13 protein-coding genes are annotated in these 14,454 nt (G+C 34.5%); 6 read left to right on the forward strand and 7 right to left on the reverse strand.

The window, feature by feature from the left end; genetic code table 11:
• Window positions 1-7: 7 nt before the first annotated feature.
• A complete protein-coding gene (locus SB689_RS16900) occupies window positions 8-1,519 on the forward strand; it encodes a carboxypeptidase-like regulatory domain-containing protein (RefSeq protein ID WP_410693285.1) in 1,512 nt (503 codons plus the stop codon).
• A 208-nt stretch (window positions 1,520-1,727) separates the two neighbouring features.
• Here the strand turns inward: SB689_RS16900 and SB689_RS16905 are convergent, their stop codons facing one another.
• The 7 genes from SB689_RS16905 to SB689_RS16935 all read right to left on the reverse strand — a co-directional run bounded on the left by SB689_RS16905 (window position 1,728) and on the right by SB689_RS16935 (window position 9,200).
• Window positions 1,728-2,375 carry a response regulator transcription factor gene (locus tag SB689_RS16905; RefSeq protein ID WP_410693286.1) on the reverse strand — a complete coding sequence of 216 codons (648 nt, stop codon included), beginning with the start codon at window positions 2,373-2,375 and terminating at the stop codon, window positions 1,728-1,730.
• Window positions 2,376-2,601: 226 nt separating this feature from the next.
• Entirely contained in the window at window positions 2,602-3,072 is a 471-nt protein-coding gene (locus tag SB689_RS16910) for an OsmC family protein (protein WP_410693287.1), read from the reverse strand.
• 99 nt (window positions 3,073-3,171) lie between these two features.
• On the reverse strand, window positions 3,172-4,548 hold the full coding sequence (locus SB689_RS16915; protein ID WP_410693288.1) for a T9SS type A sorting domain-containing protein: 1,377 nt from the start codon (window positions 4,546-4,548) through the stop codon (window positions 3,172-3,174).
• Window positions 4,549-4,694: 146 nt separating this feature from the next.
• Window positions 4,695-6,089, reverse strand: a complete 1,395-nt coding sequence (locus tag SB689_RS16920) for a T9SS type A sorting domain-containing protein (RefSeq protein ID WP_410693289.1) — start codon at window positions 6,087-6,089, stop codon at window positions 4,695-4,697.
• A gap of 74 nt (window positions 6,090-6,163) precedes the next feature.
• Complete coding sequence (locus SB689_RS16925) at window positions 6,164-7,723, reverse strand: Rne/Rng family ribonuclease (protein WP_410693290.1); 1,560 nt, start codon at window positions 7,721-7,723, stop codon at window positions 6,164-6,166.
• Between the two features lie 375 nt (window positions 7,724-8,098).
• Window positions 8,099-8,389: an HU family DNA-binding protein gene (locus SB689_RS16930; RefSeq protein WP_027388329.1), complete on the reverse strand. Its 291-nt coding sequence runs from the start codon at window positions 8,387-8,389 to the stop codon at window positions 8,099-8,101.
• Window positions 8,390-8,528: 139 nt separating this feature from the next.
• Window positions 8,529-9,200 carry a response regulator transcription factor gene (locus SB689_RS16935; protein WP_410693291.1) on the reverse strand — a complete coding sequence of 224 codons (672 nt, stop codon included), beginning with the start codon at window positions 9,198-9,200 and terminating at the stop codon, window positions 8,529-8,531.
• A 179-nt stretch (window positions 9,201-9,379) separates the two neighbouring features.
• On the opposite strand from SB689_RS16935, the gene tssO reads away from it, so the two are divergent.
• The 5 genes from tssO (at window position 9,380) to SB689_RS16960 (ending at window position 14,448) form a co-directional block, all read left to right on the forward strand.
• Entirely contained in the window at window positions 9,380-9,916 is a 537-nt protein-coding gene (tssO, locus tag SB689_RS16940) for a type VI secretion system TssO (RefSeq protein WP_410693292.1), read from the forward strand.
• Between the two features lie 11 nt (window positions 9,917-9,927).
• The gene (locus tag SB689_RS16945; RefSeq protein ID WP_410693293.1) at window positions 9,928-10,452 is read left to right on the forward strand and encodes a type VI secretion system transmembrane protein TssO; all 525 of its coding nucleotides are present in this window, start codon (window positions 9,928-9,930) and stop codon (window positions 10,450-10,452) included.
• Between the two features lie 50 nt (window positions 10,453-10,502).
• Window positions 10,503-11,411, forward strand: coding sequence for a PKD domain-containing protein (locus tag SB689_RS16950; protein ID WP_410693294.1), 909 nt, complete (start codon window positions 10,503-10,505; stop codon window positions 11,409-11,411).
• A 40-nt stretch (window positions 11,412-11,451) separates the two neighbouring features.
• A complete protein-coding gene (gene tssR, locus SB689_RS16955) occupies window positions 11,452-13,851 on the forward strand; it encodes a type VI secretion system protein TssR domain-containing protein (protein WP_410693295.1) in 2,400 nt (799 codons plus the stop codon).
• Between the two features lie 93 nt (window positions 13,852-13,944).
• Window positions 13,945-14,448: a DUF4280 domain-containing protein gene (locus tag SB689_RS16960; protein ID WP_410693296.1), complete on the forward strand. Its 504-nt coding sequence runs from the start codon at window positions 13,945-13,947 to the stop codon at window positions 14,446-14,448.
• Window positions 14,449-14,454: the final 6 nt, after the last annotated feature.

A 14,454-nucleotide genomic window follows, 5' to 3' on the forward strand; every position in this document is an offset into this window, starting at 1 on the left:
ATAAACTATGAAAACTTTAATACGAATTATCAGCATAATCATCTTTTCTGTTTGTTTACTTTCCTGTAACGAAGAGCTTGTAGATCAGGCTCAGACAGGAATTTTAAAAGGAAAAGTGGTGAAAAGAGGAACAAACGAGCCTATTGCCAATGTGAAAATTTTCACGGCGCCAACAACGCAGACCGTTTTCAGCGGAACAGATGGTTCTTTTGAAATAGCAAATATGCCTGTAGGAAATTATTCTGTAAAAGCAGAATTGTCCGGTTATCTTACCAATTTTCAGGCAGTTAATGTGCAAAACCAGAATCAGGTCGTAACCGTAGTTTTTGAAATGGACGATGACGAATCATTAAATTCTCCACCCACAACACCTGTGTTACTAAGTCCGGTAGACAACGCGGTGAACCAGCCTTTGAGTGTGGAATTGACATGGAACGCCACCGATCCCGATACGGCGGATGTTTTGAAATATAGTTTAACAATTAAAAATAATCTTGACACTAACGTGATTCAGGTTAATGATTTGACGGCGAAACATTATTCGCTTTCAAATTTGAAGTTTGGTGTAAGTTACTTCTGGCAGGTGTCTGTTTCGGACGGCATTCACCAGCCAGTTTTAAGTTCAATCAGTAAATTTACCACCAATACGGTTCCGTCTAACCGTTATCATTATGTTCAGAAACAAAACGGAAATTTAGTGATTATCTCAAGTGATGCAACGGGAAATAATTTCCAATTCACCAATTCGTCCTACAACAGTTGGCGACCGAGAAAAAATAATAATGCGGGATTAATCGCTTTTTTAAGAACAGAAGGCGGAAGCGCACATCTTTACACGGCAAATCCTGATGGTTCTAATTTATTTAAAGTAACATCGGTTCCTGTAGCGGGTTTTAATAATTTTGAAATGGATTTTTCCTGGAGTACAAACGGACAGGAGCTTATTTATTCAAATTTCAATAAATTATATAAAATTAATAAAGACGGAAGCGGATTGACGCTCATCTACACAACTCCCGACGGAAGCATGATCTCAGAATGCGACTGGAGCTATGATGGAAGTAAAATTGCCTTAAAAACAAATGATTTCAGTGGTTATAATGTGAAAATTTATATTGTTGATATGGTCGGAAGCGTTGTAAAAACCATTCTCACAGGAGTTGCCGGAGCTGCCGGAGGTCTGAATTTCTCCGTCGACGGACAATTGTTGCTCTACACAAAAGATGTTTCTGCCTATCAGGACGGAAGTGGAAATTACCGCCAGCTTGATTCGCGAATTTTCATCTATAATTTAGCAACCAATGCAACAACTGATATTTCTACCGAAAGCGATAAACCCTTAGGAACAAACGATCTTGATCCTAGATTTTCGCCCAATAATGCACAAGTTATTTTCATGAATACTTCTAATGATAACGTTTCTCAGAAGAACGTTATGACTATTGATCTGAGCAGTTCTATGACAGATCTTATACGAACTGCTCTTTTCAGTAATGCCGAAATGCCGGACTATGAGTAACTGAATTTTAAATAGTGAATTGTGAATTGTGCTTCGCAAGTGAATGCTGAATTTTAAAAATTGACAATTCACATTTCACAATTATTGACTTGCGAAGCAAAATTCACTATTCACCTTTCACCAATCAAGCCTAGATTTTTTTCATATATTAAAAAATTCCAAACCCCGTAAGGTTTGGAATTTCTGGTTAATTAGTTTTGGTTAGTGATCAGTCGATCATATGATTTTCTAGTGCGTATTTTACAACTCCGACGGAGTTTTTTACGTTTAGTTTAAGGAGAATTCTTTTGCGGTGCGTTTCTACGGTATTGATGCTGATGAATAGTTTTTCGCAGATATCTTTACTGCTGAGGCCGTCGCAAATGAGTTTTAAAATTTCCATTTCGCGTCTTGTGAGAGGATCTTTGATTTGAAGTCTTTTTTGAGCCTGCTCACTGCTGATGAAATTAATCATTCTGTCTTTCGCGTGATCACAAATATAAATTTCGTTAAGCAAAAGCGCCTGAATAGATTTTATAAACTCGTCGTATCTGCTGTTTTTATCAAGATAGCTTTTAATTCCTTTATTGAAAAGCTTTCTTATATCTACAATATCATAGCTGTTGCCAATAATGATAATTTTTATGTTTTTATTTTCTGATGTTATGCTTTCTACAGATTTATAAAGTTCCGTAAGCATAAGCATGTTTGAACTTATCATGAGAAACTCGGGTGGATCCTTTTTTAATTGTACTGATAGAGCTTCGTAGCAATTGAATACATCAATAGTATTAAAAATCTTACTTTGAATCAGTAATTTTGATAAACCTTCGGTATATAACACCGGTTCATCAAAAATGGTTAATCTGGGCTTCATCATGGTTAGTTTTGTTTATATAAAAATATAAAAAATTATTTACATTTTAAACAAAATAATCATAATATTGTTCTTTTTTTTAACAATAATTATAGTAAAGTTTAATTTTATTGATTATTCGTTAAATAATTCTCTTTTGGTGGAGTTTTTGTTTGAAAATTTAGAGTTATTGTTAGATAAATCTAATGTTCATCGTATTTTGAAGTGGTTGAAAATATTAATAAAATTATTTAACTAACACGATAGGGATATGTTTTACAGGAAAATTTACTGAGTTAGCAATGAAACAAAATTCATTTGCCTTATGATGAAGCTCTTTTGCTTTTTCAATCATCGATTCTTCTGTAATTATGACGGTCGGATTGAGCGTAACTTCTCTAAAATGTCCACTTCCGTTGGAAGTTTCTTCCATAATCCCAGTTGCGTTGTCGGTGTAGTCTGTAACAATAATTCCGGCTTCTGAACAAAAATGCAGATACCAAAGCATATGACAAGACGATAAAGACGACAGAAAAAGATCTTCAGGATTATGTTTTGTCTTATCTCCACGGAAAGCGGGGTCGGAAGAAGCTTCAATAATAGCTTTATTTTCTACGGAAATTGTGTGGCTTCTTTCGTAGCTTCTATAATTGCTGGTTCCTGTTCCTTTATTGCCTGTCCATTGGATGGTGGTTTTGTAGTTGTGATCTTTACTCATTGTGTAAATTTATTTTGTTTCAGCTTAAAAACAAAAAAGTATTTACTAAAATTAAGTAAATACTTTTATAAGATTAAATGAGATTTTTCAGATGAAAAATTAATTCTTCATAAGCTTCTTTACAGCTGTTTTTCCGTTCTCAAAAGTGATTTTTGCAAAATAAATTCCTTTTAATAATTCTGAAACATTTGCATTGTTGTTTTTTAAAGTTTTAACGATTTTTCCATCTGTAGAATAGATCTCTATTTTATTTACTTTTTCTTTTGATTGGTAAACGAGGTTTTGTTTAACGGGGTTTTCAAAAGAAATTTCTTGGTTGTTTTTTACTGTTTCCGCAGTAGATAATGTGACATTATTAAGCAAATATTTTACAATATTATTACTTCCATTAGCTATAATGTTATTGTCATTAACGATCATGTCTCCAATAATACCCAAATCAGGATTGGTTTCTGAATAATAATTGAAGCTAGGATCTATTGAACCATTTTGATTTAATTTAGAAATAAAATATCTCACATCACTACCTTCGTTCATTCCTCCGATATAATAATTGCCATCTTTTTCAATAATACTCAGAATCCATGTAGTAAAAGGAAGAGAAGTAGGATCAAAATTAAAGGTGTTATCCAATGTTCCGTTAGATTTTATTCTTCCAATTTCAGCATCCATATTAGAATAGACGATATTGTTATTGCTGTCCATATAAGCACTGCCAACATATCCGTAAGAAATTGTATGACTCATTATTCCGTTATTTCCAAAACTTGTAAGAGGCTGTCCGTTGTTATTGTATTTTTCAATTGTTGTACCGCCTAAGACTATAACGTTCGATTGATTATCTAGAAATATAAATTTTCCATCGGCAGTTGTAATAAATCCATTATTTCCAAAAGTGGTATCAATACTTCCGTCTTCATTTAACCTGTAAATTACTTTATAATGAAGATAAGAAGGTGAATTAGGATCAAGCGCTTCTCCATAAAGAATGATTTTATTGTTTTGAATAAGTAGCCCATAACCACGAACATTCATATCTGAACCAACATTATTGATCTCGGTTGTTCCATTAATACCAAATGCGGTGTCTAATTGTCCGTTAGGAAGGATTCTGGAAATAGCTGCGTTTGAATCATCGAAGCCAAAAATAACAAGCTTTCCGTCAGTTTGTTTTTTTAATTGGCTGTCATTGGTTGCATAAGGTAACTTGAGCTCTCCGTTGTTTCCAAAAGAAGAGTCTACAGCTCCGTTCGTGGTAAGTTTTGATAGGAAAGATTCGTAATTTCCTGAAGTTGGATTGTCTTTACTGTAAGTGAAATAAATACTTCCATCCAGATTTTGAGTCATTCTAGACCATGAATTGTTGTTCGCGATAGGGTATATTCCGTTTGAAGCGAAAGAAAGGTCTTTAGAAATAATTTGCGCACATACACTTTGGACTACCAAGATTAGTCCTAGTAATAGATTTTTTTTCATTTGTTTGTTTTTTTAATTTTATAGTAAATTGAGTCTGCAATTTTACTAAGAGAATTTATCTGTACAAAAATAATAAGTGTTACATATGTATTACATGGGTTTAATTAACTGATTAACAGTTTTTTATTTATATGAAAACAAAAAAATTAATTCTTCATCAATTTTTTCACAACTGTTTTTCCGTTCTCAAAAGTGATTTTTGCAAAATAAATTCCTTTTAATAATTCTGAAACATTTGCATTGTTGTCTTTTAAAGTTTTAACGATTTTTCCATCTGTAGAATAGATCTCTATTTTATTTACTTGTTCTTTTGATTGGTAAACTAAGTTGTGTTTAACAGGGTTTTCAAAAGAAATATCATTGTTACTTTTTATAATATCCGTTGTGGATAAAGTTCCGGTATTAAGCAGATATTTTACAATAAATCCGTTCCCTCTTATAATAATATTATTGTTATTAATAATCATTTCTTCCGCATCAGAGTCTGTTTCTAAATAATCATTAAAAATAGGATCTGCCGAACCATTTTGAGTAAGTTTTGAAATTAAATTGTTTGGATAGCTAGCTCCTCCAATATAATAAGCTCCGTCTTTCTCGGCAATACTTTGAATCCATGAACCTCCGTTCAGACCAGAGTTTATATTTGAATTGTAATTAAATGTATTATCTAAAGTTCCATCCGGATTTATTCTAAGGACTTCATCATCAGAGTTTAATGAGAAAACAATTTTATTGTTGCTATCAACAAATATAGTCTTAGTACTGCCGTAGCCATAGCCGCTAGAATTGAGTAACGCTACCATTCCATTATTTCCAAAACTGCTTAGTGGCTGCCCGTTTGAATCAAACTTTCGAATAAAACCGCCGTCACTACTGAAGCAAATGATATTAGATTGATTATCTGTTCTTACGAATGTCCTGCCTGCAGGGGTGCCTTGCGTAGCTACATACCCATTATTACCGAAAGTGCTATCTATGTTTCCGTTGGCATTAAGCCTGATAATTACATGTTGATGTTGTATATTTTGACCATAATTGACGGCATGAACAAGAATTTTTTCATTCTGTAAAAGAATTCCAAAGGATGCATAGTTTTGATCAGTCACAAGGGAAGGGATGATTACTGTTCCGTCCGTTCCAAAAGTGGGATCCAACTGTCCGTTGGTAAGTATTCTTGATACTGCTATAGATTGTGTATTAGTGAAACCAAAAACCACCAATTTTCCATCTGTTTGTATTTTAACTTCATTCAAATAGCTATTATAGGGTAGCGGAATTGTTCCATTGGTTCCGAAGGAGTGGTCTAAAACTCCATTGGCTGTAAGTTTTGATAAATAAGATTCGGATACATTAATTATGGGGTAAATATTTACATTATGAGTAAAATAAATCCCACCAACAGAATCTTGAGTCATTGACCAGGTAAGATTTCCGGGCAGTGTGTATATCCCGTTTGAAGCGAAAGAAAAATCTTTAGAAATAATTTGTCCAAAAGCAGTCTGTACTGCAAGAAGCAGCACAAGAAATAAATTTTTAGTCATTCTGTATGTGTGTTTTAAGACTGCAAATATAACAAAAAAACCTCCAGACAAGCTAGAGGTTTTAAAATTTTGTATTAGTTAGAATATCCTATCAATTCTTCCTTTTTCGAATTGTAAATCTTGTATTCTAAATATTTAAAAGAATCCCTTGGGATGATGGTTACCCATTTTTTATACTTGATAAACCATTTCATCTGGATGCTTTTAATACCTTTTGTAAGGTAAGCTTCCACGAAAGGGTGTACGTGCAGATAAAGTTTTCCTTTATCCTTTTGTATAATATTTCTGATGGTTTCTTCCATTCTTTCCACAATAACGATCGGAGCGATGATTTCTCCGTCTTTATTCGGGTTATCTTCTTTTGTTTCGATCTGTTTTTCCTGACGGTTTCTCTGTCTGGTAATCTGTATCAATCCAAATTTACTTGGAGGCAGGATCTTGTGGCGAGCTTTGTCGCGCATCATTTCTGCTTTCAGATGTTCAAAAAGATCTCTTCTGTGATCGGGGTTTGGCATATCTATGAAATCGATAACGATGATGCCGCCCATATCACGGAGACGCAATTGTCTTGCGATTTCTGTTGCTGCCATTTTGTTCACGTTCAGAGCGTGTTCTTTATTGGCTGCGTTTCCGGTTGTGATGTTATTTCCGGAGTTCACGTCAACTACGTGCAGTGCTTCTGTGTGTTCTATCACAAGGTAAGCACCTTTTGAACTTGGAATATTTACGTGTTTTCCAAAGCTTTGTTTAAGCTGTTTTTCTACGTTATAATATTCGAGGAGAGGGATGTGTGAATCGTAAAACTGAACAATGTTTTTTCTTTCCGGAGCAATTACTTCTACGTAATTTTTCATTTCTTCCACCATTTGCTCGTCATCACAGATGATGCTTACAAAATCTTGGTTGAAATTATCTCTCAGAATAGCCGAAGCTTTGTCTTCTTCGCTTAAAACTTTAGACGGAAACTTGTTTTTCTGGATGTTTTTAAAAGTGCTTTCCCATTTCTGAATCAGCTGATTCATATCATTATGAAGGTCGGCAACTTTTTTTCCTTCTGCAACAGTTCTTATGATAACGCCAAAACCTTCTGGTTTGATGCTTTCAATAAGAGTTCTCAGTCTTTCTTTTTCCTCATAGCTTTTGATCTTTTTGGAAATAGAAACTTTATTGTCGAAAGGTATTAAAACCAAAAAACGTCCCGTTAAAGAAACCTGAGTTGAAATTCTCGGTCCTTTTGTAGAAATAGGTTCTTTGGTAATTTGAAGCAGAACAAGATCGTCTTTAACGATTACTTTTTCTACTGTTCCGTTTTTGTCGATTTCGGGTTGTATCTCGAAACTTTTTAAACTTGAAGTACTTTGTTTTTTAGAAATAGTATCTTTTAGAAACTTTTTGTACGTAAGATACTGCGGTCCCAAGTCCTGATAATGCAGAAACGCATCTTTATCGTAACCGATATTTACGAATGCTGCATTAAGGTTCGGAGCCAGCTTTTTTACTTTTCCTATAAACAAATCTCCAACTATAAAATCACTTTTGTCCTCTTCCTCATGAAGTTCGCATAGTCTTCCGTCTTCTAGCAGTGCGATCTTCGTAAAGTCGCCTTCATGCGAAACTATTAGTTCTTTCTTCATTTTGTTGTAAGATAAAATTATTAAGATGTTGTGAAATTGGTGTGGTTTTTATCAGGATGATTAAGTTTTTAAATTTAGGAATTAAATCAAAACCACCGTACTTTATTAATAAAAATAAAAGTGACCACTCCTGATTTTGCACAAAATCTTATAGTTGTTGCAAAACAAAAATATAGTCGGTGAACTTTAAAAAAATAAAACCACCAACTATATTGTTATATTATAAATCTCGAAAAAAAGAGATTATTTTTTCTTGTGTCTGTTCGCTCTTCTTCTTTTCTTTCTCTTGTGAGTTGCAACCTTGTGTCTTTTTCTTTTCTTTCCGCTTGGCATAATTTTAATTTTTTAGTAACTAGTTAATATTCAGTTAATTTCTTATTTTACTGTAACTTTCGTTTTTACTTTCTCAACAAAAGATTTTGATGGTTTGAAAGCAGGAATGTTGTGTGCAGGAATTTCAATTGCAGTGTTCTTAGAAATGTTTCTTCCTGTTTTTGCTGCTCTTGTTTTAATGATAAAAGAACCAAAACCTCTTAGATAAACATTGTCTCCATTATACATAGAAGTCCTGATCTCCTGCATAAAAGCTTCTACAACTTTCTGTGTTTCATTCTTTTCTGTTCCCAACTTATTTGAGATGGTGTTTACCAATTCTGCCTTTGTCATTTCCTTTTTAAATTTTAAATTTTAGGTGTGCAAATTTAGTTAAAAAAATTGAATACTAGCAAATTAGTCACGAATTATTTTTCGGTAAAAGGTTGAGATTTTAATGTTTACTATATATTATGTTTGCGTTAAGATAGTATTACATGCTGGAATTGTAGTATCCATTTTCTACGCAGAAGCGTATCAGATGGAGTTTTGTTTTCAATCCGAGCTTTTCCGTAAGCCTGTTTATGTAGGTGTCGATAGTCCTTGTACTGAGATTTAATTTTTCTCCTATTTCTTTGTTACTGAAGCCTTCATAACAGAATTTCATCAACTGAATCTCGGTAGAAGAAAGTTCTCCCTGGCTTTTTTTCTGTCTGTCCATGTACTCCTGAACGGCCAATGGCTGCTGTTCCCACTCTTTGGAATAAGCTTCGTAATCAAATGTATTGGATGCAATTTGGCCTTTAACAATATCTTTTATGACACTGCTTTTTTTCTGACAATAAAAAGTATTTGGGATTTTTGAAAGGATTTCCGCCATATCTTCCTGATAAGTCCCGGAATAAGTGATGATTGGCGTCTCAGAATTGCTTTTTCTGATGTATTTTATGGCTTCGATTCCGCTTAATACCGGCATAAAAAGTTCAATAATGAACACATCTTCCTGTCTTCTGTAAATCCTGTTTACAAGCTCGTGGCCGTTGTTACAGTCATTGAGAAGCATATAAAAAGGGTTTTCCATAAGGGTTTTGATCATTATTTTTTTAAAATAAAAATCGCTGTCTGCAATAGAAAATCGTACGGTATTAGTTAATAGTTTACTCACTTTAATATCGATTTGGTGTAAGATATTTAAAATTTAGAGGCCTAATGTATGAAAAACTAATTAAAGTGAAAATTAATCTTAAATTAAATATTATGACAGTATTTTTTAACTAGATAATTTAAATATTGTGCATAAATTTTTTTTTTTATATTTTCACCTGCCAAACAAATCACAAATATATGTCTTCGAATAGGGAGAAAAAATTAAACAAATCAGACGTTAGAATAGGCATTTGGAAGTTTGTTCTATCTTTTGTCGTCTTATCAGCCGTTTCTTTCACCAGTGTCTTTTTCTTTTTTAAAAGTTATGACACCCAAAGGGAAGGAATTAAAAAACAGGCAGACGAATACCGCGAATTACTTACCCGCAGCGACCTGCTGAGGACTCATGTAGACAGCATTTTATACAGAATGAACCAGCTTGACATAAGCAAGGTTGATAATGATATTTTCCTTAAAAACTATATCATGGACAATGTACGGGATGCCAAAAACATCATGGGAAAAGACAGTGCAGACAACTTTAAGCATTATTCTATTCTGATGAAACAGTTGGAGCCTATACTGGCTTTAAAGACTCAGATTGTTACTGTTTCTTACAAGGAACAGATCGCATTGAGGGATTTAAGCGAGTGCCGAGGCAAGATCGGGATCGCAAATAATGAATTGAGACTGGATCCTACAAGGAAATTTACCGGAAGTAGAAAAAGAAGATAAATACAGAAATTATGCAGGGACAAATCACATTATCAAAAAAGGAAAGGCATTATCAGTTTCTTTATTTAGTACTTATGCTTTTCGCGGCACTTATTTTTCTGGGAATTATTTTTTTGAAAGGTTTTGAGTCGCCGTTTTCCGATGAAGACGTTATTTCTGTTCAAAATCTGGAACAGAAAGCCAAATTCGATCAGCAGCAAAAAGTTACTCAAAGAGTTTTAGACAGCACATTTACGCAAATCAACAGACTTACCAATGAGGTTCCTCAGCCTTTTGAGGAAAATAATATTATGAACGGTATCAATGATGTTGCTAATTCTTTTGAGAATGCCAATGTATTAGATATCAGAAAAGAAGCGTATCCTCAGATCGCCAAGTTTTACAAAATGTTCTTCGACGATAAAAAAGTTATTTCAAGTAAAACTGAAAACATAAAGAATTTTGAAAAACAGTTTGACGAATGCTCAATCGGTTTTAAAGAAAAGAAAAGTCAGCTTTTTCAGCGTGAAAATGCTTTAAAGGCAAGAAACCAATAACCAAAATTCAAAAAAAACATTAGGAACAAAACACATCACAATTATTAACTATGAATTATTTTCAAAAAAACAAAAAGAACATTATCATTGGTGTTATTGCAACTTTGCTCATAGCAGCCCTGGTTGCATTGTGGTTGCAGAAGAAAGTCATACACTCCGCCGATGACATTGTGGGAGTGGTGTATCCGTCTTCTCTAAAGGTAGGAGATACACTTTTATTTGAAGATAAAACCCAGTTCGCAAAAACCAAAAGATGGAATTTCGGAGACGGTACAACTTCTGATAAAAGCACAGGGTTTCATTTTTACAATAAACCAGGATATTATTCGGTAACGCTTATCGTGGATAATAAATATTCTAAATCTTTCCCGGTAATGGTTTCTGCAAGAGGAATTCCGAAACCAAAGGATACGTTGAAGATTAAAACCTTAATCGATGCGCCATCTCAGGCAATGAATTTTGAAAATGTACAGTTTCGTGCAGTTTCAGATGCAAAACAGTTTACATGGAAATTCGGTGAAACAGGAAACATAGATTCCAAAGACAAAATGGCAATCTATTCTTACAAAAAACCGGGTGATTATGTAGTTACCTTATACACAGACGAAAGTCCTGAGCCTATCTTGCATCACATAAAAATTCTTCAGGGTTATGACGCTTTGGAAGAAGAAGTGAGCGTGGAAGATGCTTATGCTAAAATTGATAACGATTTTAAATATCATTTACAGCAGATCGCGAACGGAAACAGCTTCAATACACACTACAATTATCTGTTGAGAACCTATCTGTGTAACAACGAAAATACAGTGGTGAAAGTAAACGACAGCAAGGCAAATAATTTTTACATGTATTGCGCAGGACTTCAGTTTGACAAAAACAACGTCATCCAGACTGTAAAAGTGAATTTTGATGATACGCAGAACTGTGTAACCAAAGTTGACATTAATCAAAGCAAATAATCGTCCTTTCGGGCGCACCAATCATAAAAGATAAATTAGGATGAGAAATAAACTTCCTCTAGCAGCATATTACATCGGAGTTTCTGTATTATTGACGAGTTGCCAGGTAAAACTGCCGTCGAAAAAAACTCCGGAACCTTCACAATACGGACAGGTTGATAACTCACCGGTTGTCAATGGTTTTCCTAAAAAATCAGTGCCGTGGATCGCTATCTCAGACAGATCCAGAAATACGGCCTATCTTGATAAAAGTGATGAAAAATCATATAAAGAAGTTAAGTTTTTAGAGCCTTTAATGGTTCTGAAACACCGTGACGGAATGGTAAAAGTAGCAGAATATATTCCTGATGCTTTAATGAAAAAAGTTTCGTCTAAACAGATCAAAACTTACGGCTGGATCCCGGAATCCGATCTTCTTCTTTGGAGCAATTCTTTAAAAAGCGAAAAAACAGGTTTTCCTGTGAGAGTAGCGGTTTTGCCGAGCAACAGTGATGTTATTAAAAGCTCTGAGAGATATTACAAGAATGATTCGATCATGGTATTTAATTCGCCAAGTCTGATCGAACAGGCAAATGTTAAGATTCCGAACGGGCAAGTCGTTTACGTCTACAAACAGGCCGAAAACAACAAAAGATTTCTTGTAGGCAAAAGACCATCGGTTGATATGGATAGTATCAGCACGAGCCTGTATGGATGGGTGAGCTCAAATGTAATCTCGGCATGGGGTGAACGTTCTGCTGTGAAAATGAAAAATACAACAGGAGTTTCAGAAACTGCTTTAGGTTTGCATGAAGGTTCTCCGGGCGGAACTGATGTTGAAAACAGAACTGCCGTTCTTCTTACCGACGTCAACAAAAGAACGCCTCTTGAAAATATTTATCCTGTAACATTACCTTTAAATGACGCTCCGACGGCGGATTCTAAAACAAAGTATTTCACCAACATTTTAGATTACAGTAAAAACTATGTTTTCAATGTTTTAGGCGAGCCGATTTATTTCGATCGTTACAGAGAAATTACAGAAAAAAATAAAAAGATCAATATTGTTTTTGCTTTAGACATCAGTGGTTCGAACGCGCCGTATGCTCCAATCGTAAAATCGTTATTACAGGATCTTCAGCTTAGATTTGAAAAACCATCTTATTTCAATAATGTGAAATATGGAGTTGTTTTGTTTAAAAATAATTCTTGTGGAGACAATGTAGCAGTATCAAATTTAAGTACAGATTACAGCAAGATTACAACATTCATCGACCAAAAATCGAATGAAATGAATTGCCCTAGCAACAGCGGTTACCAACCTGTAAATGAAGGTTTGATGGCTGCCGGAAATCTTCTTTCAAACGTTCCGGATGAGACGAATATTGTGATAACTGTTGGAACTTCAGCCAATCAGGGCGGAAATATGTACGGAGTGATTAATTCTCTTACTCAGGCTCAGGCAAGGTTAATTATGTTCCAGACAAGTGCGAGATCATCAGATACTTACAATGATTTTGTATTGCTTTCTGAAAATGTTGTCACCAACACTGCTAAAAATATTGCTGAGCTTAAAAAACAGAAAATCATCAATCAGAATGATGTTTTAACGAAGAATAATTTTAGTCTTGTAGAAGGAGATGAAGGATTTTTCTCATTAAATTATCCAAAACAGAGTATGTCTCAAGGTTTCGTTATTTTCCCGAAAAAAGGGGATATCGCAACGCCGGGCTATCTTAAAAAATCGGTTGACAGCTTGATCGCTCAGGTTACTTTAGATAATGAAACTTTAGATAAATCATTAAATGATTATTTCCACTCTTCAGTTGGAGCGGGAAGAACTGATGTTGATTTAAAATATAAATATCTGTATCCTGGACTTACAAATCCGGTTCCTGCAGGAATTGCAGCACAGTTGATCAATTACGGAAGTCCGTTTTTGGTGAAAGGTTTCATTCCGAAAGAATTAAAAGAGTTTAAACCAGGCCTTGAAAAAGGTATTTTGATCTCAGAAACGGAATATGACAATCTTAAAGCTTTCTACACTGAAGTTTATCTTAAAACGGGTGCTGAAAGAGCAGATTTCAATCAGTCAAGTGCAATTAATGAATATATCAGGTTGCTTAAAAAGTATAATCCTACCAATAAATTTTTGGATAAAAGCGATTTATACGAACAGCCAATGTCTTATGCAGTGGGTGTAAGTACCGGTTTTGATAATTCTGAAGAAGAATTAATGTCAAAATACAAGCTGAAAGGTTGGAAAAAATCTAAGATTATTACCAATGAAACGGCAAGAACTTACTTCCGTCATTACAAAGATCTGGCAGACAGAATGCTTACGCACAGAAACAATCCGGCAGTAAAAATTCAACAGAACGGACAAACATTTTATTGGTTAAATGAGTACTTCATGCCAACCATGATGCCCGTTGAAGAACCCGAATATACTAAACATTAATAATGTATAATATTGAAAAGCAGAAATTTATTTCTGCTTTTTTTATTTTTTAACGTAAATTTTTTATCTTTATAGAACCCAAATCACACAAATATGTCAGATCAATCATCACCTCATGACGGCAAACACTTTGTCGTTCAGAAAGGCAAGGCTGAATGTAATCAGGGAAATCAGTTTCCTCAGTATAAAGTCACGGCCCATAAACAGCATTATTGGAATGATTCTGAAGGAAGTGCAGATTATCTTGCTGTAACAGAAGACGATCTCCAGTTCAATCCTCCCGGGCCAAGTTTCGGTCAGTGTAAATTAAAACCCAGTTCAGGTGGGTATTTGCCATGCTCGTATTCTCCAGCCGGAAAATGGCAGAAAACCTACGACAAAGTGAAAGTAATGGACAAAAAGATCGTTACCGAAGAATCAGAGCTGCAATGTGTTATAGGAGGAAAGATCACGATAAAAGACCACGGTCAGCGTGGAGAAATGAGCAAGCAAAATGTAAAAAATGCAGATGCAAAAAGCGTTCAGCACATCAATCCGCTTGTTAAAATAGACGACTTCAAGGAGACTGTTGAAGAAAGTGAAATAGATGCTTATTAACTCTTA

This window comes from Chryseobacterium sp. SIMBA_038 (assembly GCF_046535115.1).
Lineage (GTDB): Bacteria > Bacteroidota > Bacteroidia > Flavobacteriales > Weeksellaceae > Chryseobacterium.

Coding starts and splice junctions, on each gene's coding strand:
- tssR (WP_410693295.1), top strand. CDS start 11,452: ATGAGAAATAAACTTCCTCTAGCAGCATATTACATCGGAGTTTCTGTA.
- SB689_RS16945 (WP_410693293.1), top strand. CDS start 9,928: ATGCAGGGACAAATCACATTATCAAAAAAGGAAAGGCATTATCAGTTT.
- SB689_RS16920 (WP_410693289.1), bottom strand. CDS start 6,089: ATGACTAAAAATTTATTTCTTGTGCTGCTTCTTGCAGTACAGACTGCT.
- SB689_RS16910 (WP_410693287.1), bottom strand. CDS start 3,072: ATGAGTAAAGATCACAACTACAAAACCACCATCCAATGGACAGGCAAT.
- tssO (WP_410693292.1), top strand. CDS start 9,380: ATGTCTTCGAATAGGGAGAAAAAATTAAACAAATCAGACGTTAGAATA.
- SB689_RS16950 (WP_410693294.1), top strand. CDS start 10,503: ATGAATTATTTTCAAAAAAACAAAAAGAACATTATCATTGGTGTTATT.
- SB689_RS16905 (WP_410693286.1), bottom strand. CDS start 2,375: ATGAAGCCCAGATTAACCATTTTTGATGAACCGGTGTTATATACCGAA.
- SB689_RS16900 (WP_410693285.1), top strand. CDS start 8: ATGAAAACTTTAATACGAATTATCAGCATAATCATCTTTTCTGTTTGT.
- SB689_RS16925 (WP_410693290.1), bottom strand. CDS start 7,723: ATGAAGAAAGAACTAATAGTTTCGCATGAAGGCGACTTTACGAAGATC.
- SB689_RS16915 (WP_410693288.1), bottom strand. CDS start 4,548: ATGAAAAAAAATCTATTACTAGGACTAATCTTGGTAGTCCAAAGTGTA.
- SB689_RS16930 (WP_027388329.1), bottom strand. CDS start 8,389: ATGACAAAGGCAGAATTGGTAAACACCATCTCAAATAAGTTGGGAACA.
- SB689_RS16960 (WP_410693296.1), top strand. CDS start 13,945: ATGTCAGATCAATCATCACCTCATGACGGCAAACACTTTGTCGTTCAG.